Source organism: Vibrio sp. 1CM23M (genome assembly GCF_023161755.1).
GTDB lineage: Bacteria > Pseudomonadota > Gammaproteobacteria > Enterobacterales > Vibrionaceae > Vibrio > Vibrio coralliirubri.
Map to the genome: position 1 here is coordinate 711,578 of NZ_JALNTR010000001.1, position 22,436 is coordinate 734,013.

Annotated in this window: 21 protein-coding genes and 1 pseudogene; 11 read left to right on the forward strand and 11 right to left on the reverse strand. The window is 45.8% G+C overall.

Features of this window, described 5'->3' with window-relative positions:
- Nucleotides 1–202 precede the first annotated feature (202 nt).
- Nucleotides 203–1,024: an SDR family NAD(P)-dependent oxidoreductase gene (locus MSG35_RS02940; RefSeq protein ID WP_248382749.1), complete on the forward strand. Its 822-nt coding sequence runs from the start codon at nt 203–205 to the stop codon at nt 1,022–1,024.
- 217 nt (nt 1,025–1,241) lie between these two features.
- Entirely contained in the window at nt 1,242–2,117 is an 876-nt protein-coding gene (locus MSG35_RS02945) for a radical SAM protein (RefSeq protein WP_017059456.1), read from the forward strand.
- Between the two features lie 131 nt (nt 2,118–2,248).
- On the opposite strand, the gene MSG35_RS02950 is transcribed toward MSG35_RS02945, so the two are convergent.
- Nucleotides 2,249–2,833, reverse strand: coding sequence for a TetR/AcrR family transcriptional regulator (locus tag MSG35_RS02950; RefSeq protein ID WP_248382750.1), 585 nt, complete (start codon nt 2,831–2,833; stop codon nt 2,249–2,251).
- A 119-nt stretch (nt 2,834–2,952) separates the two neighbouring features.
- Between MSG35_RS02950 and MSG35_RS02955 the strand changes: the two genes are divergently transcribed.
- Entirely contained in the window at nt 2,953–3,843 is an 891-nt protein-coding gene (locus MSG35_RS02955) for a DMT family transporter (RefSeq protein WP_248382751.1), read from the forward strand.
- Nucleotides 3,844–3,876: 33 nt separating this feature from the next.
- The gene (gene tsaA, locus MSG35_RS02960; RefSeq protein WP_248382752.1) at nt 3,877–4,287 is read left to right on the forward strand and encodes a tRNA (N6-threonylcarbamoyladenosine(37)-N6)-methyltransferase TrmO; all 411 of its coding nucleotides are present in this window, start codon (nt 3,877–3,879) and stop codon (nt 4,285–4,287) included.
- Between the two features lie 56 nt (nt 4,288–4,343).
- Here the strand turns inward: tsaA and MSG35_RS02965 are convergent, their stop codons facing one another.
- The 3 genes from MSG35_RS02965 to ascF form a co-directional block, all read right to left on the reverse strand.
- Nucleotides 4,344–4,961, reverse strand: coding sequence for a bifunctional 4-hydroxy-2-oxoglutarate aldolase/2-dehydro-3-deoxy-phosphogluconate aldolase (locus MSG35_RS02965; protein ID WP_248382753.1), 618 nt, complete (start codon nt 4,959–4,961; stop codon nt 4,344–4,346).
- Between the two features lie 31 nt (nt 4,962–4,992).
- Complete coding sequence (ascB, locus tag MSG35_RS02970; protein ID WP_248382754.1) at nt 4,993–6,423, reverse strand: 6-phospho-beta-glucosidase; 1,431 nt, start codon at nt 6,421–6,423, stop codon at nt 4,993–4,995.
- A 71-nt stretch (nt 6,424–6,494) separates the two neighbouring features.
- The gene (gene ascF / locus MSG35_RS02975) at nt 6,495–7,973 is read right to left on the reverse strand and encodes a PTS cellobiose/arbutin/salicin transporter subunit IIBC (protein ID WP_248382755.1); all 1,479 of its coding nucleotides are present in this window, start codon (nt 7,971–7,973) and stop codon (nt 6,495–6,497) included.
- Nucleotides 7,974–8,215: 242 nt separating this feature from the next.
- Here ascF and MSG35_RS02980 point away from each other — a divergent pair, with 242 nt between their 5' ends.
- Both MSG35_RS02980 and edd read left to right on the forward strand, forming a co-directional pair.
- Nucleotides 8,216–8,740 carry a gluconokinase gene (locus MSG35_RS02980; protein ID WP_017059452.1) on the forward strand — a complete coding sequence of 175 codons (525 nt, stop codon included), beginning with the start codon at nt 8,216–8,218 and terminating at the stop codon, nt 8,738–8,740.
- A complete protein-coding gene (edd, locus tag MSG35_RS02985; RefSeq protein WP_248382756.1) occupies nt 8,737–10,533 on the forward strand; it encodes a phosphogluconate dehydratase in 1,797 nt (598 codons plus the stop codon). The genes MSG35_RS02980 and edd overlap by 4 nt, the downstream gene beginning before the upstream one ends.
- Before the next feature lie 73 nt (nt 10,534–10,606).
- Here edd and MSG35_RS02990 read toward each other — a convergent pair whose 3' ends face one another.
- From MSG35_RS02990 to MSG35_RS03000, 3 genes are all read right to left on the reverse strand, one after another.
- Complete coding sequence (locus tag MSG35_RS02990; RefSeq protein WP_248382757.1) at nt 10,607–11,614, reverse strand: LacI family DNA-binding transcriptional regulator; 1,008 nt, start codon at nt 11,612–11,614, stop codon at nt 10,607–10,609.
- Nucleotides 11,615–11,753: 139 nt separating this feature from the next.
- Entirely contained in the window at nt 11,754–12,455 is a 702-nt protein-coding gene (locus MSG35_RS02995; protein WP_248382758.1) for a lipoate--protein ligase, read from the reverse strand.
- Nucleotides 12,456–12,577: 122 nt separating this feature from the next.
- Nucleotides 12,578–13,480: a restriction endonuclease gene (locus tag MSG35_RS03000; RefSeq protein WP_248382759.1), complete on the reverse strand. Its 903-nt coding sequence runs from the start codon at nt 13,478–13,480 to the stop codon at nt 12,578–12,580.
- Between the two features lie 98 nt (nt 13,481–13,578).
- Here MSG35_RS03000 and MSG35_RS03005 point away from each other — a divergent pair.
- From MSG35_RS03005 to MSG35_RS03025, 5 genes and pseudogenes are all read left to right on the forward strand, one after another.
- Nucleotides 13,579–13,760: pseudogene (locus MSG35_RS03005) on the forward strand (IS110 family transposase); the annotation flags it as partial.
- 152 nt (nt 13,761–13,912) lie between these two features.
- Complete coding sequence (locus MSG35_RS03010; protein WP_248382760.1) at nt 13,913–14,812, forward strand: homocysteine S-methyltransferase family protein; 900 nt, start codon at nt 13,913–13,915, stop codon at nt 14,810–14,812.
- A 113-nt stretch (nt 14,813–14,925) separates the two neighbouring features.
- Nucleotides 14,926–15,936 (forward strand): Gfo/Idh/MocA family oxidoreductase, encoded by a 1,011-nt coding sequence (locus tag MSG35_RS03015; protein WP_248382761.1) that lies wholly within the window; start codon nt 14,926–14,928, stop codon nt 15,934–15,936.
- A 10-nt stretch (nt 15,937–15,946) separates the two neighbouring features.
- A complete protein-coding gene (locus MSG35_RS03020; protein WP_248382762.1) occupies nt 15,947–17,467 on the forward strand; it encodes an SgrR family transcriptional regulator in 1,521 nt (506 codons plus the stop codon).
- A 152-nt stretch (nt 17,468–17,619) separates the two neighbouring features.
- Nucleotides 17,620–18,018 carry a DUF1090 domain-containing protein gene (locus MSG35_RS03025; protein ID WP_172378581.1) on the forward strand — a complete coding sequence of 133 codons (399 nt, stop codon included), beginning with the start codon at nt 17,620–17,622 and terminating at the stop codon, nt 18,016–18,018.
- A gap of 101 nt (nt 18,019–18,119) precedes the next feature.
- On the opposite strand, the gene MSG35_RS03030 is transcribed toward MSG35_RS03025, so the two are convergent.
- The 4 genes from MSG35_RS03030 to MSG35_RS03045 all read right to left on the reverse strand — a co-directional run bounded on the left by MSG35_RS03030 (nt 18,120) and on the right by MSG35_RS03045 (nt 22,341).
- Nucleotides 18,120–19,214: an HDOD domain-containing protein gene (locus MSG35_RS03030; RefSeq protein ID WP_248382763.1), complete on the reverse strand. Its 1,095-nt coding sequence runs from the start codon at nt 19,212–19,214 to the stop codon at nt 18,120–18,122.
- Between the two features lie 234 nt (nt 19,215–19,448).
- The gene (locus MSG35_RS03035) at nt 19,449–20,504 is read right to left on the reverse strand and encodes an alcohol dehydrogenase family protein (RefSeq protein WP_248382764.1); all 1,056 of its coding nucleotides are present in this window, start codon (nt 20,502–20,504) and stop codon (nt 19,449–19,451) included.
- Nucleotides 20,501–21,019: a TetR/AcrR family transcriptional regulator gene (locus MSG35_RS03040; RefSeq protein ID WP_050643468.1), complete on the reverse strand. Its 519-nt coding sequence runs from the start codon at nt 21,017–21,019 to the stop codon at nt 20,501–20,503. Before MSG35_RS03040 ends, MSG35_RS03035 begins: the two co-directional genes overlap by 4 nt.
- 188 nt (nt 21,020–21,207) lie before the next feature.
- Nucleotides 21,208–22,341: a multidrug effflux MFS transporter gene (locus tag MSG35_RS03045; RefSeq protein WP_248382765.1), complete on the reverse strand. Its 1,134-nt coding sequence runs from the start codon at nt 22,339–22,341 to the stop codon at nt 21,208–21,210.
- Between the last annotated feature and the right edge of the window lie 95 nt (nt 22,342–22,436).

The window sequence follows — 22,436 nt, forward strand, 5'->3', positions numbered from 1 at the left end:
CTTCTCTTAATTTGGGTCAGCCACAAACTGACCCATTGTCTTACTTAATCGTTAAACGCCAACGGTTAACCACCAAGTGTTAAAATGGTCATTATTTGCCCCATAGACTCACATTTGAGTCTTCAGCTTGTGAGCCAAATGCAACTATGTGTCATTAATCTTTGTTATAACGTTGTTCAAACTATTTTTTGAAGGACGGAATATGCAAAAAATAATTCTGATCACAGGTGCCACGGATGGCATTGGTTTAGAGACCGCAAAAGCACTAACGCAGCAAGGGCACCATGTTCTGATTCATGGCCGCAACCCAGTTAAGGTCAATAAAGTCGTGACCGCTTTGTCTCGCCTGTCTAAGAATGCAATCATCGAAAGCTACATCGCAGACCTATCGACGCTCTCTGAAGTTGAGGCGCTCGCAACCCAAATCAAAAGCGCTCACAAACGACTCGATATACTCATCAACAACGCTGGCGTCTACAAGGTGTCCGACATTACTACCCCTGATAATCTGGATGTGCGTTTTGTTGTTAACACCATCGCGCCTTATTTACTGACACAAAAACTGCTCCCTCTTTTTGATGCGACTGGCCGTATCGTCAACCTATCTTCAGCAGCTCAAGCAACCGTAGATTTAGATGCATTAATCAGCCCGAATGCGGGTGAACTGGATGGTCCGGTTTACGCACAAAGTAAGCTCGCACTAACGATGTGGTCCATCGAATTAGCCAATACTCTTTTAGACAAAGGCACCGCAATTATCCCTGTAAACCCAGCTTCTTTCCTTGGCAGTAAATTAGTGAAAGATGCTTATGGCGTTGATGGTAACGACCTAGCGATTGGAGCCGACATTCTTTGTCGTGCTGCGCTCAGTGATGAGTTTGCCAACGCTTCCGGTAAATATTTTGATAATGATTCTGGGTTGTTCAAAGACCCGCACGCCGACGCATTAGACAACACTAAGAACCACAAGCTGGTGACAGTGCTTGATCAATTACTCGAAGAAAAGCTGTGCGTTGCGCATTGATCATTCATCAGTAAAGAACGACCACTAACACTCCCCCCCACCACCACACACACAATCCAAGCCGCAGTTCTATCCATACAGACAAAGAACTGCGCGCTCTTTCGATTATTAAAATTTCTTTAATACTGATTCCCCGCTTTGCCCAATTATCACCCAAGATGCAGATTGTTAAACTTGCCCTCGTCGAAACAACACAGGCTACGGCCGAGGAGCATTTATGCGTTTTGAAGGTAAAGTTTATCGTCCTTGGATGGAAGCAGAGAGCGTACTCATCCAGACAACATTGGGGTGCAGTAACAACCAATGTACCTTCTGCACGATGTTTGATGATAAGCGTTTCAAAGTAAGAGACATCAAAGACATCTTTGAAGATATTGATGCAGCGAGAAAGATCTACCCGCATGTAGAGTCTATCTTTTTAGTCGATGGTAACGTAATGGCAATCCGAACCGAGATGCTGATTTCGATTCTGGATTACATCAAGATCACCTTCCCAGAGATCAAGAACATTTCTCTGTATTCAGGGTTCAATGACTTCCGTCGTAAGAGCTTGTCTGAATTAAAAGAGATTAAGTCGGCAGGTTTAAGCATGGCCTATTCAGGCTTGGAGTCCGGTGACCCAATTGTGCTTGAACGCATTCAAAAGCGCATGACGCGTGAGCATGCAATTGAAGGTATGAACCTAGCCCGTGAAGCAGACATCAAGGTGCTGGCTTCTTTCATCTTTGGCCTTGGCGGCAAAGAGCGTTCTATAGAGCATGCGATTAATACCACCAGCTTGCTGAACATCATGCAGCCAGATGCAATTGCACCGATGGCTTTAGCCGTTCAACCGGGGTCGGTGTTGGAAAAAGAAGTAAACCGTGGCGAGTTTGTTTTACCAACGCCATTGCAGATTCTGGAAGAAGAAAAATACTTGCTCGAAAACCTAGAAGATTTCGATTGCTACTACTGGGGCGACCACGGCAATAACATCTCACCAATGCGTGGCATGTTGCCTCAAGCTCGCAAGCCGTTTCTTGACAAGATAAATCAAGACATCGCTCATAACCCAATCACTAAGCAAAACGTCATTAAAACCTTTGCTTGGTAATAGCTCGATTTAATTCGTAAACAGTAAACGTAAACAGACCAAACGACAGGCGTTGCAGCTCCAAATTATGGAATAATCAAAGTCCAGCAGCGCCTAACGTATATCTTACTTTTTCAGATTCACAGCTCTACCTAAGCCAAAGCCGCTAACAACAAGTCAGTACTCGCTTCCACGTGAGCTGCAATCTCTTGTTCTGTGGGTGCAGGCATTCCCATCAACACACCCTCTCTGACACTCATCACCATACCAAGCCAAAGCTTAATTTTGGTTTGTGGTTCTTCAATATCGAATCGTTCATTGAAAAACTGAGCAAGCACACGATCGGTATCATCTGGGCCAACGTCCATAAAACGGCTGACCAATTCTGGAGACTTGCTGCCTTCTGCGATCAACAGCTTAAAGGTCGCAATATGCTCGCTCGAAAGGTGAAACAAAACGAAGTCTTTTGCGAAGCCCAATAGCGCTTGTCGAGTATCGGTGTGTTGCAAATGCACCACCAACTTATCGTCTGTCTGGCTACCCATTTGTCTTAATGTCGCTTCAAACAACACATCTTTAGAAGAGAAGTAACGATAAAGCGTTTGCTTGGTCATTTTCGCTTCACTAGCGACTCGGTCCATGCTGGTTTGCACATAGCCTTCCGCGAGGAATATCTCCTTCGCCGCTTTTAAAATCGCGAGTCGTTTCTTCTCTTTCTTCTGCTCAATCTTGCTCATTACTTCGTCCCCCCCAAAACAGAGATCATACTTTAAAGTATGATTTGTGTTGACTCAACCAATTCTTAAAATCATACTCACTAGTATGATTTATTGGTAGTAGATAATTGGACAGAGAAATGACGACAATGAACCTCCCTAAAACTGAAGCAAGAAACACACGAACCCTCGGCTTTACCCTCGCGATCGCAGGTGCCGTATTAATGAGTATTGATCCCATCTTCATTCGTTATGCCGGTGTCAGCGGATTCGATACTGCCTTTCTGTTCGGCTTATTCAGCGCAATCTCGATGCCGATTTTGCTTAAGTTCAACGACAAACGTGGAATCCGAAAAGCAGTCGTACAGAGCGGTTGGCCATTGTTGGCAGCGGGTATTCTTATGCTCGGCAGTGCCTCAGGCTTGGTGTTCAGCATTAAGATGACCTCGATTGCCAATACCTTTGTGATCCTCAGTGCGGCCCCTGCTGTTGCGGCTATTTTCAGCTGGTTGATCTTGAAAGAAGCCACTAGTCGATCGACTTTGGTTGCCATTGTTGCGGTGATGATTGGTATTACGATTGTCGTTTCGGGTTCGTTTTCTTCAGGTAATTGGATGGGTGATGCTTTAGCGGTATTCGCAGTGATCTGTTTATCTATGATGTTTACCTTGCTGCGTAAATATCAAGACGTCAGCCGATTGGCGAGTGTGGGCCTAGGTGGTTTGTTGCTAGCGGTTGTGATGTTTTTCTTCGCAACTCCATCAAGCTACAACATTGAAACGTGGTTAATCATGGGCATGATGGGCTTGTTTACGGCTCCTGTCGGCAGAGTGTTATCTATGGTCGCAACGCGCCACATTACCGCGCCAGAGGTATCAATGACTCTGATGTTGGAAACTGTGTTAGCACCAGTTTGGGCGTTTATCTTCTTCACTGAGATCCCACCAATGACCAGTATTGTCGGCGGTGTGGTGATCTTGATTACGATCTTCATCTACACCTTAGTGACCATGAAAAACGATGACAAATAAATCGATTAATAAAGAGACTAATAGGAGCTAAATATGGCTGCAGAACTGAAATTTATTGGCCGAATTACCACGCCTTATCACTCGGTTTCGGAGTGTCCGAATAACATCCAACCGGACAACGGCCCGATCTGTGAAATCATCTTAGATGACGTTTATCAGCAAGGCTTACTGGGCTTAAACACTGGCGACCACATCCTGATTCTCTATTGGCTAGAAGGCGCTAACCGAGATGAATTGGTACAAAGCAGGAATGACGAAACGCCGACCAGAGGCACCTTCGCACTGCGCTCACCGCACAGACCAAACCCAATTGGTGCCGCCGTGCTACCGATTGAAAAAATCGAGAATGGCACCGTAACCGTGAGAGGTTTAGATTGCTTGAACAACACACCACTGTTGGATATCAAACCCGCGATCTATAGAGAGCTGAGTGAAAACAAATAAAAAGGGCCAGTATCAGCTGGCCCTTTCATTTTCTAGCTATGTCGCTCTCTATCGAACTATCTAGAACCGATCGCTCGAACTAACTCTGCGATTCCATCCCAATCACCCTTGTCCATTTTGTCGGTCGGTACCATCCAAGTACCGCCACAGGCAACGACTGATTTCAGTGATAAGTAAGACTCAACGTTCGCTGGGCTTACACCGCCTGTCGGCATAAAGTTAACCGGGTAAACAGCCGTCAACGCTTTCAACATAGCAATACCGCCAGATGGCTCTGCTGGGAAGAACTTTAGTGTCTTAAGCCCCATTTCCATTGCTTGTTCAACCAAGCTTGGGTTATTCACTCCAGGAACGATCGTAACCCCTCTTTGCTGACAGTATTTGACTGTGGTTGGATTCAAGCCTGGGCTAACAATAAAATCAACACCCGCATCAATGGCAGTATCCACCTGCTCTGTAGTCAGCACAGTACCTGCGCCAATCAGTAACTCAGGGTAAGCTTCACGCATCAAACGAATCGACTCTGCTGCCGCTTCTGTACGAAATGTCACTTCAGCACAAGGCAAGCCATTTTCAACCAGTACTTTCGCAAGCGGCACAGCCTGAGCAACGTCATTAATGGCGATCACCGGAACGATACGAATATCTCTGAGTCGCTGTTCAATTGTTTTCATTGTTCATTTCTCTCATTATCAAACAGACAAATTAAGCCAAGTCGCTGCCGTTGCTTGCGATCACTTTTTTGTACCAGTGGAATGACTTTTTAGGAATACGATTTAACGTACCATTGCCTAGGTTGTCTCTGTCCACGTAGATAAACCCATAGCGCTTGCTCATCTCTCCGGTCGATGCCGCAACAAGATCGATACAACCCCAAGGTGTGTAACCCATCAATGGTACACCGTCTTCCATTGCTTGATGCATCGCAACAATGTGCTGACGAAGGTAATCAATACGGTAATCATCGTTCACTTCACCATTGTCATCCAAGGTATCACGAGCACCTAAGCCATTTTCTACCAAGAAAAGTGGTTTCTGGTATCGGTCATAGAGTGTGTTCATCGTGATTCGAAGACCTGTAGGGTCAATGACCCAGCCCCAATCACTTGCTGGAAGATGAGGATTTTTGATGGACTTAACAACATTAGCCGCGCTGGTGTTACCCGCATTCATATTGGCAGAAGCACAGCGTGAAGCGTAATAACTAAATGAGATGAAATCGACGGTGTTCTTTAGAATCTCGAAATCTTCTTCTTGTGTTTCAAGCACCACACCTTTGTTATCAAACACTTTTTGAGCATAAGATGGGTAGTAACCACGTGATTGAACATCGATAAAGAACAGGTTCTCGCGATCTTTTTCCATCGCCATCAGCACATCTTCTGGCTTACATGAATATGGATAGAAGTTACCGCCCGCCAGCATACAACCCACTTGGTTTTGCTCATCAACTTCATGGGCAATCTTGGTTACCAAAGCGCTTGCTACTAGCTCATGGTGAGCAGCTTGGTACTTCACTTGATCGTGATTTTCGCCTTCCTGAAACAACAATCCAGCACCAGAAAACGGGCTCGCTAGTAAAATATTGATTTCGTTGAAGGTTAGCCAGTATTTCACCAAGCCTTTGTAGTTCTCGAAACAGGTTCTCGCGTAACGGCTAAAGAACTCAATCATCTTACGATTACGCCACGAACCATACTCGCTGACCAAGTGCATTGGCACATCGAAATGGCACAAGGTAACGAGCGGCTCAATACCGTATTTCTTACACTCTTCAAAAACATCACGGTAAAAATCTAAACCGGCTTGGTTCGGCTCTAGCTCATCACCTTTTGGAAAGATTCGGCTCCAAGCGATGGATACGCGGAAGACTTTAAATCCCATCTCTGCCAGCAAGGCGATGTCTTCTTTGTAACGGTGATAAAAGTCTATCGCGTTATGGCTTGGGTAAAACTCGTCTTCGCTGAGCGTGACCTTATCAACCTGACCAAGCTTAATTGGCATACGGTTCTCACCGTAAGGGATCATATCAACGGTTGTTAGGCCTTTACCACCCGCTAAGTGAGCGCCTTCAGACTGGTTTGCGGCAATAGCGCCACCCCATAAGAAATCTTCGGGAAATTGAATGTTTGACATCGAATACCTCGGAAACAATAAAAGTCACCTTACGCTGAAGTAAGGTGACTGAATAAATTAATCAATTCTAATTAAGACGCGGACACTACTGTCGGCTTGTCTTCTGCCTTACCAGCTTCTTTGTTTGCTGGCTCTGAAGTTGCTTTCTCATCGGCATCATCTTCTGGAACATCTTCAAAGCCTAAAACTAGGGTCAGAACAAATGACAGAACAATAGACAATGCGATCAGACCGAACACCCAAACGATACTCATCGGGTCATTCACATCGAAGAACTGAACACTCGTAAACAAGCTTGGTGCTGCCATCGAGTGACTCGCAAGGCCACCCATGCCCGCTAATGCACCTACGATAAAACCAGTAATCATTGTTGCGATAAGTGGACGTTTCAGACGAACAAGCACGCCGTACAATGCAGGCTCAGAGATACCGGCGAAGATAGCCGAAGCACCCGCGGCTAATGATGTCTGCTTTAGTGCGCTGTTTTTGGTTTTGTAAGCAACAGCCAAACACGCACCACCCATACCGAGATTGGCACCGATTTCTGAAGGCATAACCATACCTTCACGACCTGTCTCGGCAATGGTTTGAATAATCGTTGGAGTAAATACACGGTGCATACCAGTAAGAACAAGTAGAGGCCAAAGTGCACCCATGATAGCAACTGACAACCAACCTAATGTGTCATGAATTGTATAAACTAGCGCTGAAAGTGCAGTACCTACCCAAATACCAAATGGACCGATAAGTACGATAGCAACCGGAGCTGCAATCAATACGATCAACATAGGTTTCAAGAAGTTTTTAGTCACAGCTGGGGTAATGCTATCTACCCAACGTTCTATGTAAGAAAGAGCCCAAGTCATCACAAGTACAGGAATAACCGTGTAGGTATATTTTACTGACGTGATTGGGATACCGAAGAAATCAACGTGCTTGCCTTCTGCCGCTTGCGCCATCAATTCCATGAAGTTCGGATGGATTAAGACACCGGCAATCGCAATGGAAAGAGACATATTGGTCTTGAATTTGATTGATGCCGAAGCGGCAACCATAACCGGTAGGAAGAAGAAGGCGCCATCGCCAATCGCTTTCAAGATAATCAAGGTAGGCGCATTTGGCTCAACCCAGCCCAGCATCTCAAGTACCATGGCGAGCAGTTTGACCATTGAAGCGCCAATGATTGCTGGGATAAGAGGCGACATGGTACCAACCAGTGCGTCCAACATTTTCGCACCAATTGACTTAGCCGTTAGCTTCTCTTTTTTAGCAGGAACCTCTGACTCAGATACAGTGGATAGCTCACAAAGCGCCATCACTTCTTTGTATGCATACGATACCTCGTTACCAATGATAACTTGTACTTTGTCTCCATTATCAACAACACCCATCACACCTTTCAGTGCTTTTAGCTTGTTAATATCGACGCCATCTTGGCTGTGTAAAACGAATCGTAGTCGAGTCATACAGTGTGTTAGGGCAGCCACATTTGTCTTGCCCCCAAGATGCTCAACAACAGATTTCGCAATTGCGCGGTAATCGTTGGCCATTTTATCCCCCAAAGATCTCTTTCCAGTGATTTTTAAACGCGAATATAGTGAGATGTGACTAATTTTCCGTCAGTAGGATGCAAAAACAATCACAATTGTTGTGAATTGTTGTTTTGTGTCCTTCATCACACTTCCTTAAGTTACCGGTAACATGTTACCGGTAACGCTTATAAGATAAAGCCATATTTACAAGCGATGTTCAAAATTGAGATCACGCGCAAATTTGTTAAGAGGATTGAGTTATGGCTGGTAGTAGTGTCATCGTCATGGGTGTCAGTGCTTGTGGGAAAAGCACGATAGGCGAGCAGTTGGCAAAAAAACTTGGGCGTAAGTTCATTGATGGTGACGACCTTCATCCTCGAGCAAACATTCAAAAAATGGCGTCAGGCCAACCTCTTAATGATGATGATCGCATTCCATGGCTGGAACGCGTTCGTGATGCAGCGTACAGCCTAGAAAGCAAAAATGAGCACGGCATTATTGTGTGTTCTGCGTTGAAGAAGAAGTACCGCGACCAAATTCGCGAAGGGAACAAAAACCTCACCTTTCTCTTTTTAGATGGCAACATTGACCTGATCTTGCATCGAATGCGTCAGCGCCAAGGCCACTTCATGAAAGAGAACATGATTAAAAGCCAGTTCGAAACATTAGAAAGACCCGATCACGAGCCAGATACGGTTGTCATCAGCATTGATGGCGATATTGATGACGTTGTGGACTGTGCTGCGATTGTGCTTTCAATGACTGATGAGGCAGAAACAGCATGACCCTTCCAACCATCCAAGCGGTGACTCAACGATTAATTGAACGAAGCAAAACGACTCGTGAAGCGTTTCTAAACCGAACTCAACATCAAGCCTCTGCAGGCAAAGGTGGCAAAGGGCTTTCTTGCGGCAACTTGGCTCACGCTGTCGCAGCTTCTTGCTCCGATGAGAAACGCTCGATTCTTGATCTCACTAAATCCAATGTGGCGTTAATCAGCTCTTACAACGATATGTTAAGCGCCCACCAGCCGTATCAACACTATCCAGATCAGATCAAAAAGGCGTTAGCTAAGTTCGGCCACACCTCTCAAGTAGCAGGCTGCGTTCCCGCGATGTGCGATGGGGTAACTCAAGGCCAACCAGGCATGGATATGTCTTTGTTTTCAAGGGACTTGATTGCTCAATCGACGGCTCTTTCACTGAGTCATAACGTGTTTGATTCAACCCTATTACTTGGCATTTGCGACAAGATAGCTCCAGGACAACTAATGGGCGCGCTCTCTTTTGCGCATCTACCAACCGTCTTTGTTCCGGCAGGCTTGATGGCAACGGGCATCAGCAATGATGAGAAAGTACACATTCGCCAAGAATACGCGGCTGGCAAGGTAGGAAAAAGTGCCTTGCTGGATATGGAGTGCAACGCTTATCACTCAGCGGGCACCTGCACTTTTTACGGCACAGCCAATACCAATCAGCTGGTATTTGAAGCGATGGGGCTGATGCTTCCGGGCTCAGCGTTTATTCACCCTGACTCGGAATTGCGCGCATCACTCACTCAGCATGCCGCCATTGAAATTGCTTCAATGACACCACAAGCCGCAAACTTCCGCCCACTTTCTGAAGTCTTTACCGCTAAAAGCTTAATCAATGGCATTGTTGCCCTACTCGCATCAGGTGGCAGTACCAACCACAGCATTCACATGGTCGCGGTAGCACGCGCAGCAGGATTTATTCTGACTTGGCAAGACATCAGCGATCTATCCGATGTGGTGCCTTTACTTGCTCGAGTTTATCCGAACGGCCCAGCAGATATGAATGCGTTCCAAGCGGCAGGAGGAGTTCCCGCGCTGTTACGCCGTTTAGATCAAGCCAACTTACTGCACCGAGATGTCACACCTACCTTTGGCTCGTTTGAAGATCAAATGAGTATTCCAGAGCTTGAAAATGGAAAGCTAACGTGGAAAAAGTGCAAACAGTCGGCAGACGCAGAGGTAATTGCAGGCCAAGAACAGGTATTCCAAAGCACAGGCGGAACGCGAGTCCTTTCTGGGAACCTTGGCAACGCAGTGATTAAGGTGTCAGCGGTTGCAGAAGAGCAACGTGTAATAGAAGCACCTGCGGTAGTTTTTGATTGCCAACATAAGGTAGAAGCCGCGTATCAACGAGGTGAGCTCAACAAAGATTGCATTGTTGTGGTGATAAACAATGGCCCAGCTGCGAACGGCATGCCTGAACTGCATAAGCTCATGCCGATTCTAGGTAATGTTCAGAAACAAGGGTTTAAAGTGGCTCTGGTTACTGATGGGCGCCTTTCTGGAGCCTCAGGAAAGATCCCATCCGCGATTCATGTCTCACCAGAGGCGATTCGAGGCGGAACTATCGGGCTTGTTCGCGAAGGCGATATCCTGCGCTTAGATTGCGCGAGTGGCGAACTCAATAACCTCAACGACATGCAATCTCGCCAAGCGAGAGTGTTTGAGGCAGACACCAACCAACAAACCATGGGGCGCAACCTATTTAGTGTGATGCGCCAAAGCGTTTCGAGTGCAGAACAAGGGGCGAGTTTTATCGTCTAGCTGTGTTATCGCTTAAATGTAAAAGCAAAAGGGGCATCATTTCGATGCCCCTTTCAGTTTCCACGATACTTGGTTAAACGCTTTCGCCATCCGTGATGCGATAGCCCATATCCACAACCGTTTCCGTGACTGGCTCACCTTTCAATCGGGCAAGCAGTAGCTCGGCACTTTTCTTACCTATTTCATAACGTGGCGTATCCACGCTAGTCAGTTTTGGGCGTATGGTTTGACCGATATCTAACGCGTTATAGCCCACCACAGATAGCTGTTGCGGCACTTGGATTCCACGTTGCTGGGCAATGAGCAAGGTACCTATCGCGATGTCATCATTGGTGCAGAACACGCCATCTAGATCTGGGTAATCCGCAAGAGCGCGATCAAGCAGATCTTCAGCCAAAGAGAAGTTAGAGTGCTGTTCAGTCAACACATGTTTAGGCTCTAATCCAGCCTCATGCATCGCTTTGTCATAGCCTTGCAAACGCAGCTTGGTTCGCGCATCCAGTCGAGCGCCAAAGTAAGCAATAGAGCGCTTTCCAGCTTCAATCATTCGCTTCACGACATGGTAAGAAGCATCAATATGGTCTAAGCCAACAACCATATCGATCGGATTGGTTGGGAGCTCCATTGTTTCAACAACAGAAACACCTGAATTCTTGATTATCTGTAACGTGCGGGGGGTGTGATGGCTTTCCGTCAATATCAACCCATCAACTTGATACGAAAGCAGCGAAGCAATTTTTTCCTCTTCTTCCACAGCATCATAGCTAAAGTGAGCAAGCAACGTCTCGTAGCCATTCTCTTTAGTAACCGTTTCGATACCTTGAACAAACGCGGCAAAGATTTGGTTTGATAACGAAGGGAGCAAGATACCGATCGCTTTACTCGACGATTTCGAGAGCATAGCTGGCGCTTTGTTTTCGATGTATCCCATCTCTTCAATAACCGCAGCAATTTTAACGCGAGTTTTGGCTGCGACTGAATCGGGATTGCGCATGTAACGAGAGACGGTCATCTTTGTGACCCCCACTTTGTCTGCAACATCTTGAAGTGTGGTTCGAGTTTTCTTCTGCTGTTCTGTCATAACTATTTGAACTCTTTATTATGTTACAAGTAACATTATAAAGTTCTCACCGCCTTAAGTTCAACCCATTCGTTGTCATCGACACATAGTATTGAAATGGTTCATCCATTGGCAAATTAGCATTAGCGAAAGGTTGATATTACGCGTGCTTGATGAAAGCTTGGCTTAACTGCTGAAAGAGTGAGTCGATGTTGGGAAGGCTAGTCAAATGTGCGGACAACGGAGTATGAACCTGCGCATCCACCACGGTTGGATTCCCGCAAACTTGATTATAAAAATTCACGGGCACAACGATGTTCTCTAAGTCGACATCCAACAAGATACAAGCTTGCGAAAGTACGATTTGGCCGCCCCCTTGTTTAAGCAAAACACGCTGCGCAGTGCCCACTATTTTTTGTTTATTGATATTGAGATTGTAGTCGCCATCACAATAAGAACCGGGAGTCGCGTGTACATCCACATCGATGCCCAATTCTTTGAAAAACAGAGTTAAGACGTCGCATAAATGTCGATACGCTTTTTGGATGTTGTAGGCTTCATCACGAGGCCAATGGTAAATGTGCGATAAGTTAATGATCCCCGGCAGTTGGGGAACGGGAGCGCCACCTGTTTTACGTGAGGTGAGTTGCCAGCCTTGTGCCGTGAGTTGCTTTCTAGACTCTACGGTCACTGGCCACTTTTTACCTGCGGGCAAAACGAGTGTTGGCGTTTTTGCTTGCCACAGCATTAAGGCTTGTCCAATCTCACCCGCCTGAATTTGCTGCAATAAATCAGCTTCTTTTTCAAACGCACGATCAACATCAATGTGCGGGTAACGTACGAGTTTATTCGTTAGCTTCAATGCACTTTCCTCTACAGATTGTGGTGACCTACCATTTAACGTTCTGCAATGGTTGATGACATATGGGACTATGTGAGATGAAAACAGCACCAAAATTTAATTATTGGCGCCATAGTTGTTTGTTATACGTATTTTTTGAGCAGCTTTGCTTTTAGAATTTCAGGTTTCATTGCTGGCTTAGTGCGATGAATCATACGGTGACAATTTGAACAAACCACACAAACGTCATTTAATGTACTGATGTAATTCTCATCTTTTTCGTATAGAGGGTTCTTATGATGGCACTCGATAAAACCAGCGCCTAATTCTTTTCCATACACCGACTCGAAATCAAAATCACAAACCTGGCATATAAAACCAAACTCGGCTTTTGCGTCTTTTACTAACTTAGCGTTACGCTTGAAATATGAAGCTTCTCGCACCTGCCGTTCGCCCTCAGCATACTCCTGCTCTGGTGAGTTATCTCGAATCTCATAGTCACCTAAATCATCGATTACATATATTTTTTGTAAAAGATGACTGACATAGCCTTCTGAACCGCCAAAATGTTCAAGTCGATCGCTCCTCACACGATAAACATTTCCTGACGGTCGAAAGTTAGGCATATATTGAACATCTTTCTTGAACTGGGTCCAAGTCAGTTCGATATACTGAGTTTTGAAAAAGAACACGTAGGGGAAATGACTACTTCCCCACAAAAAGTTTGAAAGGTCTAAAAGCTGCTCTTTACAAAAGCCTTTTATATGACAAAGAGCAGGCATTTCACCATCACCACCAGTGGTCTTGATTAAAAGCATGACATCGTCAACTTTAAGTTGACGAATAACACTCTTGGCGCCATCAGGGACTCCCCAGACGTTACACCAGCCATCGGGAAACTCAGCCAGAAGCTTATCTTCTATTTCCGCTTGTAGATGAGGTGGACAATATTCGACGATATCGGAAACAGCGACTTCACCAAAGACAGTTTTGGGGAAATCTGCATTAGCTCCTTTTAAGCCAACATCATGGAAAAATAACTGCATAATACTTCCTCTGAACTAATACGTATAACGAATGACATGGATTCCCCCTACCGAGGTTCTGCCCCCCTTATGTGGTATTAAAATGCATCGGAGGCACCATGTCTGATTATTCTTATTTCTGCGGTATCGACCTAGCTAAAACCACTTCAGAGTTCATGCTGTAGACCAAAATGGTAAGGTCCTGCTTCATAAGTCAGTAACCCGCTCTAAACTACTGACTACAATAGCAAATATGCAACTCATACGTATAGGTAGTGATACGTGTGGTGGTGCACATTATTGAGAAAGGGTGAATCTAAATTATGCCGTGGCTATCTCCAAAACAGTCCGACACCTTTTCTCGATAACACAGAGTCTTGATGGCTTCTGTCTGACAAGGTTGTCTGATATGGTGGCGGCAGAACTTCAGCAATTGTTTAGATAGTATTGAATATGAAAACACTAACCATACTTGATGGCGGCATGGGCCGAGAACTCAAAGAAATTGGCGCGCCATTTTCTCAACCGCTTTGGAGTGCTCAAGCGCTGATTGAAGCACCAGACTTTGTTAGCCAAGCGCATCAAAATTTTGTCGATGCAGGTGCTGAAATCTTGATCACCAATAGCTACGCGTGTGTACCCTTTCACTTAGGCGAAGAGCTGTTCGAGCAACGAGGCTTTGAACTCGCAGCACTGTCTGGCGAACTGGCTAAAGCAGTTGCTGACAATGCTTCTCACACCGTAAAAGTGGCGGGCGCGATTCCACCACCATTTGGCAGCTACCGACCAGACTTGTTTAAGGTAGAAGAGGCTGCGCCAATCATTCAAACCCTTTACGATGCACAAGACCCGAACATCGACCTTTGGATAGCGGAAACCATCTGTAGCCTGCAAGAGTTCGAATCCATTCATGCGGTACTCAAGCAATCAAACAAACCGTGTTATTACGCTTTTAGCTTGGAAGATACCAAGGGCGATTCTGCCAATATTCGTTCTGGCGAGAGCGTAACAGACTCAATCAAACTTGCCTGCCAATCAAACGCGACAGGCATTATGTTTAACTGCTCAGTGCCAGAAGTGATGGATCAAGCCATTATTGATGCTCAGAAAGTGATCGATGAGCTAGGCAGTGATTTAGAAATTGGTGTCTACGCAAATAACTTTGCTCCTATCAGCAGCGAACATGAAGCGAATGACATGTTTCAAGAAATGCGTGAGCTGGATGGCCAAGGTTACTTAACTTACGCTAAACGTTGGCATGCACTGGGCGCGAATATCGTCGGTGGCTGTTGTGGCATCGGGCCAAAACACATTCAAGCTCTAGCCGATTGGAAACGCTCCATACAGAGCTAATCCTGAGCTTCAACTAGAATAAATTAAATAGAGAACAGGTTGAGAAATCTGTTCTCTATTTGTATGTGGCGTCTCTGAGTACACTGATACAAAACAACGATTTGGAGCAACTGATGAGCGACACGCAACGAAAAATCAAATGGGGTATCGCAGGGCTAGGCAATATCGCCAATCGATTCGCAACAGCTGTAACCGAGTACTGTCTGCATGGTGAATTATATGCCGTTGCCGCAAGAGATCACTCACGCGCAGCCACGTTCGCCAACAAGTTTGGTTGCGACAAGGCTTATGGCTCTTATGAAGAGATGGCGAATGACCCAAGTGTTGAAGCGGTTTACATCGCTACGGTTCACCCATACCACCAGCCACTCGCCGAACTGTTTCTAAAGAACAATAAGCACGTATTGGTCGAGAAGCCGGCTTTTACCAACCTTGCTGACTGGCTTGAGATGAAAGCCCTCGCAAATCAAAATGGTGTGATGTTGCTAGAAGCAATGAAAACCGTGGTGTTTCCCGCGTATCGTGAGCTCCAATCATTCTTGGTCGACAACAATATTCAGATAGACTCAATCGAAGCCAGCTTTGGTAACCATCATGACTATGAGCCCGATTTGTTTATCTTCAATCCGGATTTGTCAGGCGGAGCAACGCTTGATGTTGGGGTCTATGGGCTTTGGTTCTTTTACGATCTGTGCAGAACACTGGGTGTGACCCCTTCAAAACCTCAGGTAGAGATGTCGTGTCTTTATGAGGGGGCGAATGTTGATACCGATGCGTGCTTTACATTCTCTGGTGATATGAACGGAAAAATATCGGCATCAACGGTGCAGAACCTTCCCCGAACAGCACATTTGAGTGGGCCTGATACCAAGATCACCATTCACGAAAAATGGTGGAATCCGGCCTTTATTGAGATTGAACATCAAGGCAACAAGTCGACCATCAACTGCCGAGTGACGGGGAATGGGTTCGAATTTGAAATCGACCATTTTTCAGGATTGGTGCTTCAAGGTAAAACTGAGTCGGATATCCTAAGCTCAGAGATAACCTCTCGAGTTCTCGATACGATGGAAAAAGCACTGATTGACTCTGGCTATCCACATTTAACTCAACCTCGTCGTTAGGAAAAGCAAATTGGGCAACCTTAAGCGCAAGCTTGAACTGTATGAAAAGATATTTCAGGCTTTTGGGCCTGGAGTATCACATTGTCAGGTCAACCAACTGGCCACACTGCTGCACGTGAGTGAACGTCACGTTCAGACTTTACTCAAAGCGATGACAGCACAAGGTTGGATTGAATGGCAAGCCAGCTCAGGCCGCAGCAAGAAGGCACAGCTGACGTGTCTGGTTGAGCCCATTGAGGCGTGTTACCAATACGCACAAACCCAAGCTGACGCAGGCAACATAGAACAGGTGTTTAGCACCTTGAGCTTCAATGGCCGCAATGCTGGCGCTGAGTTGCAAGCCTTTCTAAGCAATAGCAATCCGTCGGCGCAGAATATCGCGTACATCCCCTTTCACCGAGAACTCGAGGCTCTTCACCCTCAACGCGTGCTTAGACGCACCGAACGTTTCTTAGTTATGCAAATTTGCCAACGCCTAACCTCCGTTAAGCACGGCAAACTCAGCGGCGATCTGGCTTATCATTGGCAGCCTAATCAAGATGCGACACAGTGGCACTTTCAGATTCGCAATGGTGTTCACTTTCATAACGGTCGAACGCTTGAACCTCAAGACATAGCACGCAGCCTAAACTCGCTCTGCCAAAGCAAAATATGGCGTCGCTGTTATCAGCATATTGATGAGGTCTCTGTCTCGGCAGGCAATGTGGTTGTCGTGAAATTGAATCAACCTGATTGGCATTTACCGCGTCTACTTGCTAGGGCTGAAGCCTCCGTATTTGATCACTCATCACCGACAGATAGACTGATTGGATCTGGCGCGTTCTCATTAGACATTTTCTCAAGCAAGATGTTGAGATTAAGCCGTAATAGCGCCTATTCACACAGCACGCCTATTCTCAATCGAGTCGAGTTATGGGTCTATCCTGAATGGGCACAGAGCAAAGCCTGCGCTCAAAATCAGGTGTGCGTGAAACTGCCCGAGAAAACGACCACCGTGCGTGGCGATGACCATGCTTCCCAACCGGATTTCGGCTCAACCTTCTTTAAGATTCAAAACCCGATGTTGTCTTCAACCGTTCGTGAGTTCACCGTTGAAGACACCTCTGAATGCCAAACCCTTTTCGAGCAGCTGTCTGTATCTAGCAACCACAAAACCAACGTGGAATATGGCCACTACCTAACTAACTTCCTAACTACCAAAGACGTCACGTTGTGCAGCATTATTGATGAGAACGACACCTTCACTGCGTGGTTAAGCTTTTTCACTCGCTTCCCATTTGAGGAATTAACTTTACCTTCTGAGATGCTAGAGAAAATCGAACAAGGCTTAGCCTCAATAACAAACCAGCCCAACGTTGAGTTAGCGATGAATACACTGTTAGAACTCAAGCATTGGTTGAATGACTCTGGGGTTGTGGTTGAGCTTAAGCAAGAGGCGTTCAACTTAGAGGTTTCTGAAAAGATACACGGCGCGCAAGTGAATGGCTTCGGTTGGTGTGAGCTCGACAAGCTGTGGATTAGCCATTTGTAAATCTAGTCCTGTTCAAAATAAGCCATTAGGCACAGAGACTTATCTTTAACACTCCCCTGCCAATAGCAAAGTGAGCGGGTGCTAATGTACTCTCGAAGTGAGATTCAACAAATATAAGCACAAACTAAATAGATCCAATAAGAAGGTAAGCCATGACTCGACACCTAACAGGCTCATTACTGTTTCTTTGCGTACTCTCTTTTAACAGCATGGCGAGCACCCAATGCGACGTACTTACAGGCTGTGAAAAGAAGTTCTGTGAGATCGAATATCAGATAAAGAAAGCGGAACAGTACGACAATAAGTACAAAGTAGAGCGATTAACAAAAGCGTTGAAAGCCGCGAAAGAGAACTGCACCAATGAAGGTTTGAAGGATGATCTCCGTGAGAAGATTGAATCCAATGAACAAGATTTAGCTGAATACCAAGCCGATTTAGAAGAAGCAAAAAGAGATGAAAGAGCGGATAAGATTCGAAAGTATGAGGGTAAGATCGAAAAAGAACTGCGTAAAATCGATGAATTGAAACAAGAGCTGGCTAAGATCCCTTAATCGATAATTGAAACAAAAATGGTCTTACTGCTTAGTAAGACCATTTAGAAAATACCGCTTTAGGACGACTTCAGAATCAACCTAGCCAACGCCAGGCGTTATTATCCTACCAGCGCCAATTCAGACTCTTTATAAATCCGGCTAGCCACTTTGCATGCCGCCGGAGACGTTAGTGTTTCTTTGCATCTGCGCTTAAACTGCTCGACTTCAATCGTTTGTTCCTCCAGTAAATAGTACAACTCACTCAAATAGTTGGCTTCAAACACAGCTTGACCAAGTGGCGTACATTCGTATCGGCTCGACTCTTGGTAGCCAATTGCGGTCAACACAGATTCTGGCAGCTCCCAGAACTTAGCAATGGTGTAAATCAGGCGAATAGAGTAGCTGTTCATCAGGCGCTTCAATGCTAACGAGTTAGGTGGAACAGAAGGATCAACATGCTTGAAGGCTTCGACCATCATCTGGAAAATGATCATCTTGCCTAAGTTTCGAATCAACCCAACAAAGTACGCCGCCGCTTGATCTTCTTGAGATGAAGAGTCTTTCATCAACTCCTTAGAAAACGACGCAGTCTGAACACTGTGATTCCAAATTTTCTCACCGAAGTGACGCCAGTAAATATTGTTCCCCGGCGTGAAATTCTTCATGTAGCTATTCACCACCCCTTCAACAAGCCCTTGAGAACCTATATTTAGGAATGCTGTTTTTAGGTCGGTAACCTGTTTTTCATTGCGTTTGTAAAAGGCGCTATTTGCCAGTTTAATCACATCGGCAGCCATACTCGGCTCACGCTCAATCACTCTTAACAGAGCATCTACATCAAACTCATCGCTCTGTAATTCTGCCATTAACGTGGTCACAGAGGCTGGCATCACTGGCAGTTCATTAAGCAAGGCTTTTGGAGAGCGAATCAAGCGTTCGATCTGACAAGCAACAAAATCACTAAATGGGTCTGACTCCGTGCGAAGGCGAGACTCTCCAAACAAATAATCAAGGAACTCACCATCATGAAGGCTAAGCGTCTTATCGACGATCAATGATGATGGTTGATCGGACGACGGCGGAACAAAAATTGAAGACTGAACAGAATCAGTAACAACGGTTTGTTGTTGCTCTTGTTGGGCAGGCTCTGCAGAGGGTTTGTTTTTTGAATCAACAAAAGGTGAGAATAGTGCCTGCAATACCCTTTTAAACATCAATACGGCTCCTAGATGATTATCAAACAATTCGGGATATATAACGACGGTGATTATCGCACAGTTGATCCATAAACCACACAGTGACAAATGAATCATTAATTTCTCAGCTGTATAGGATCTGTTACTCAACGGGCTGCGAGACTAAGCCCGCCAGCATTCGCCAGAAACAAAAAGAGCGAGCAAATAACGCTTGCTCGCTCTTCCATAGATTAGACGTGTGACTGCCAAGAGTTAGCTCTGAGCGACTTCCAACACGATCTTACCGACGTGTTTTTTCTTCAAAAATTCATCTTGTGCAGTATGAATTTCAGCCAACGGGAAAGACTGTGCAACGATGGCGCCAATCTGCTGTTTCTCGATACGGTTGACTAGATTCTGGAATACTTGTGATTCTAAAACCGTGCAACCAAAAAAGCTGAGATCTTTGAGATACAAAGTTCGGACATCAAGCTCAACCATAGCGCCACCAATTGCGCCAGATACGGCATAACGACCGTGTGGTTTCAGCACTTCAAGGAATTCAGGCCACTTATCACCGGCGACTAAGTCGATAACCACATTCACACTGCTTTCGCCTAGCGCTTTAACCAAATCAGCATCACGGGCAATCACTTCATCAGCGCCAAGTTCAAGTAACTGTTGGTTCTTGCTTGGGCTAGTGATGGCAATAACATACGCGCCACGAGCTTTTGCTAGCTGAATAGCCGCAGAGCCCACACCGCCCGATGCGCCAGAGATAAGCACGCGATCACCCTCAATCACATTCGAGCGAGTCAGCATGTTTTCTGCGGTCGAGTAAGAGCATGGGAAAGACGCCAGCTCAACATCCGACATGGTGCTGTTCACCGCGTAAGCGTGTTTCGCCGCCACTTTGGTGTATTCAGCGAAACCACCATCGCACTCAGATCCGAAATACCATGGCTGTGGTAAATCTTGCCCATAAACCTCAGTCAAACAAGGTTCAATCAGAACACGCTCGCCAATACGTTCAACCGAAACTTGGTTACCAACGGCTACGATGAAACCGCACACATCGGCACCTTGGATGCGAGGGAATTTCAACGCTTCGCCAGACCAACTGGCATCGTCTGAATCATCACTTTTTGCATACCAACCGATTCGCGTGTTGATGTCGGTATTATTAACGCCAGCTGCCATCACTTTGATCAGCACTTCATTAGGCTCAATTTGTGGAACAGCAATGTCTTCACGGTACCCAAGCATCTCTGCCCCGCCGTGTCCTAGCATCTCTGCGCCTTTCATTGTTTTTGGTATCTCGAAATTCATACTGTTTCCTTGAGTAATTTGGTCACCATATTCTGTGCCGATGCCACTGCTTCTTCGCCTAAGACTGGCCACGCGCTTGATACGCCTTCATGAAGTAAAAACAGCGGTGTCGCGAGATCCTCCCGCAGGCTCTGCTTACCTATTAGCAAACGTACTTGTTCTTTGTGCTGTGTAACCGCTTGGCTGATAAGCTCATTATCGGGAAACGCGGCCATCGCATTCATCGACATACACCCGTGCGGCGCATATTCTTCTAACCATTGTTGAAGCTTATTGAAGATATGAGTAACCGATGCGAGCCCCTTTTCAGGCGACGTTTCCAACAAGAAATCTAGGTAACGTTGGTGTCGATATTCCAAGGCACCAACAATCATCGCTTCTTTTGAAGGGAAGTGTTTATACAAGGTTCTTAGGCTTACATCGCACGCCATTTTCAGTTGTGCAACACTCGGCTCAGCAAAACCTTGCTGGCTAAACGCCACCTCTAAGCTTGCTGCAATCTGTTCTCTCAACATAGTGCTCTCTTAATACCGAATACCAATCGTAGTAAATAACTGTGATTGGCATAACAATGGTAGAATGATTGTTCTACTTACAGGGTAGAACGATCACTCTACCCCTGTCAATATCCAAATTTACAAACCAAGAAATGATAAATTCCGCGCCAAGCAGGACACGGAATTTATCAATACAGATGAGAGACTTAGCGTTTAAGCTGGAGTGGACTGCGTATCGTCACCAGAATAGATAAAGCGCCGCAAAGTACCAACACCACCCCTAAATCTTGAATCATTCCCGCTAAAGCGAGCCCTGAGCCGATCAAGGTGTAATACATCAAACCAAACAGTGCGCCTGCACTTCCCGCTTGAGATCGGTAGCTGACTAATGCGCGACTCAACACATTGGGAATCGCAATACCAAATGCCATGACCACCAGCATCATCGGAAGTAAAAACCATATTGAGTGTTGTGAAAAGTAGACACCCACCGCACCTAATGTTTGAAGTCCTGCCGCGATACCAATCAAAGACATTGAAGACACCTGTCGCTTCAACAATGTCTTGCTCACCAAACTTCCTAACAGAGTCCCGAACCCAAGCACAATGCCGCTGTAGCCAAACTGCTCGACGCTGAATCCAAGTTGAATGAAGGCAAATGAACCCAATTGATAATAGGAAAACAGCGCAATATTGAACGACGCGACCAGCAACGCAGACATCCATATATCGCTATCTTTGATCATGTGAATACTGAGTGACTTTAACTGCAATGGCTGCTCAGATTGTTGCGTTTCAGGCAATGACCATAGGCTATGTACCAACAGCGCTAACACCATAATAAACAAGGCAATAAACACATATTGATGCCCGCCCGCTTGGCTTAATTGACCGCCAAGAAGCAGCCCGATGATTGGGCTAATCGACAGCCCCATCCCCATGTAACCAAACACCTTGGCCAGTTCAGCGCCGCTAAAGGCATCGCGCAACATGGTTTGTGTCACCACCGAGCCCACCGCAAGCCCGAAAGCGCCCATGGCTCTGGCTATCATCAACCAAACAAAACTATTGGTTTGCATTGCGATCAGCGCAGAACACGCGAATAACCCCAAGCCCAATAACATGGTTGGCCGGCGTCCCCATTTGTCTGCCAATATGCCCCATACCACCACACCGAGCGCAAACGCTGAGAAGTAGATCGAGAGGGTTTGCGCCGCTTGTGCGTAACTCACATCAAAGGATTTCGATATTGAATCCAGAGTCGGGCTATAGATGGTTTCTGCGATTTGAGGGAACATCAGCAATAGCACCATTTGCCATAAAGAAGGTTTTGTTTTCATCATTTTTCCAAGACTAGTTAACTTGACGAGGAGTCTAGGGGAAACTAACCTTGGCTCGTTAACAACATTAAAACCAAAAACAACAAGATTAGGAC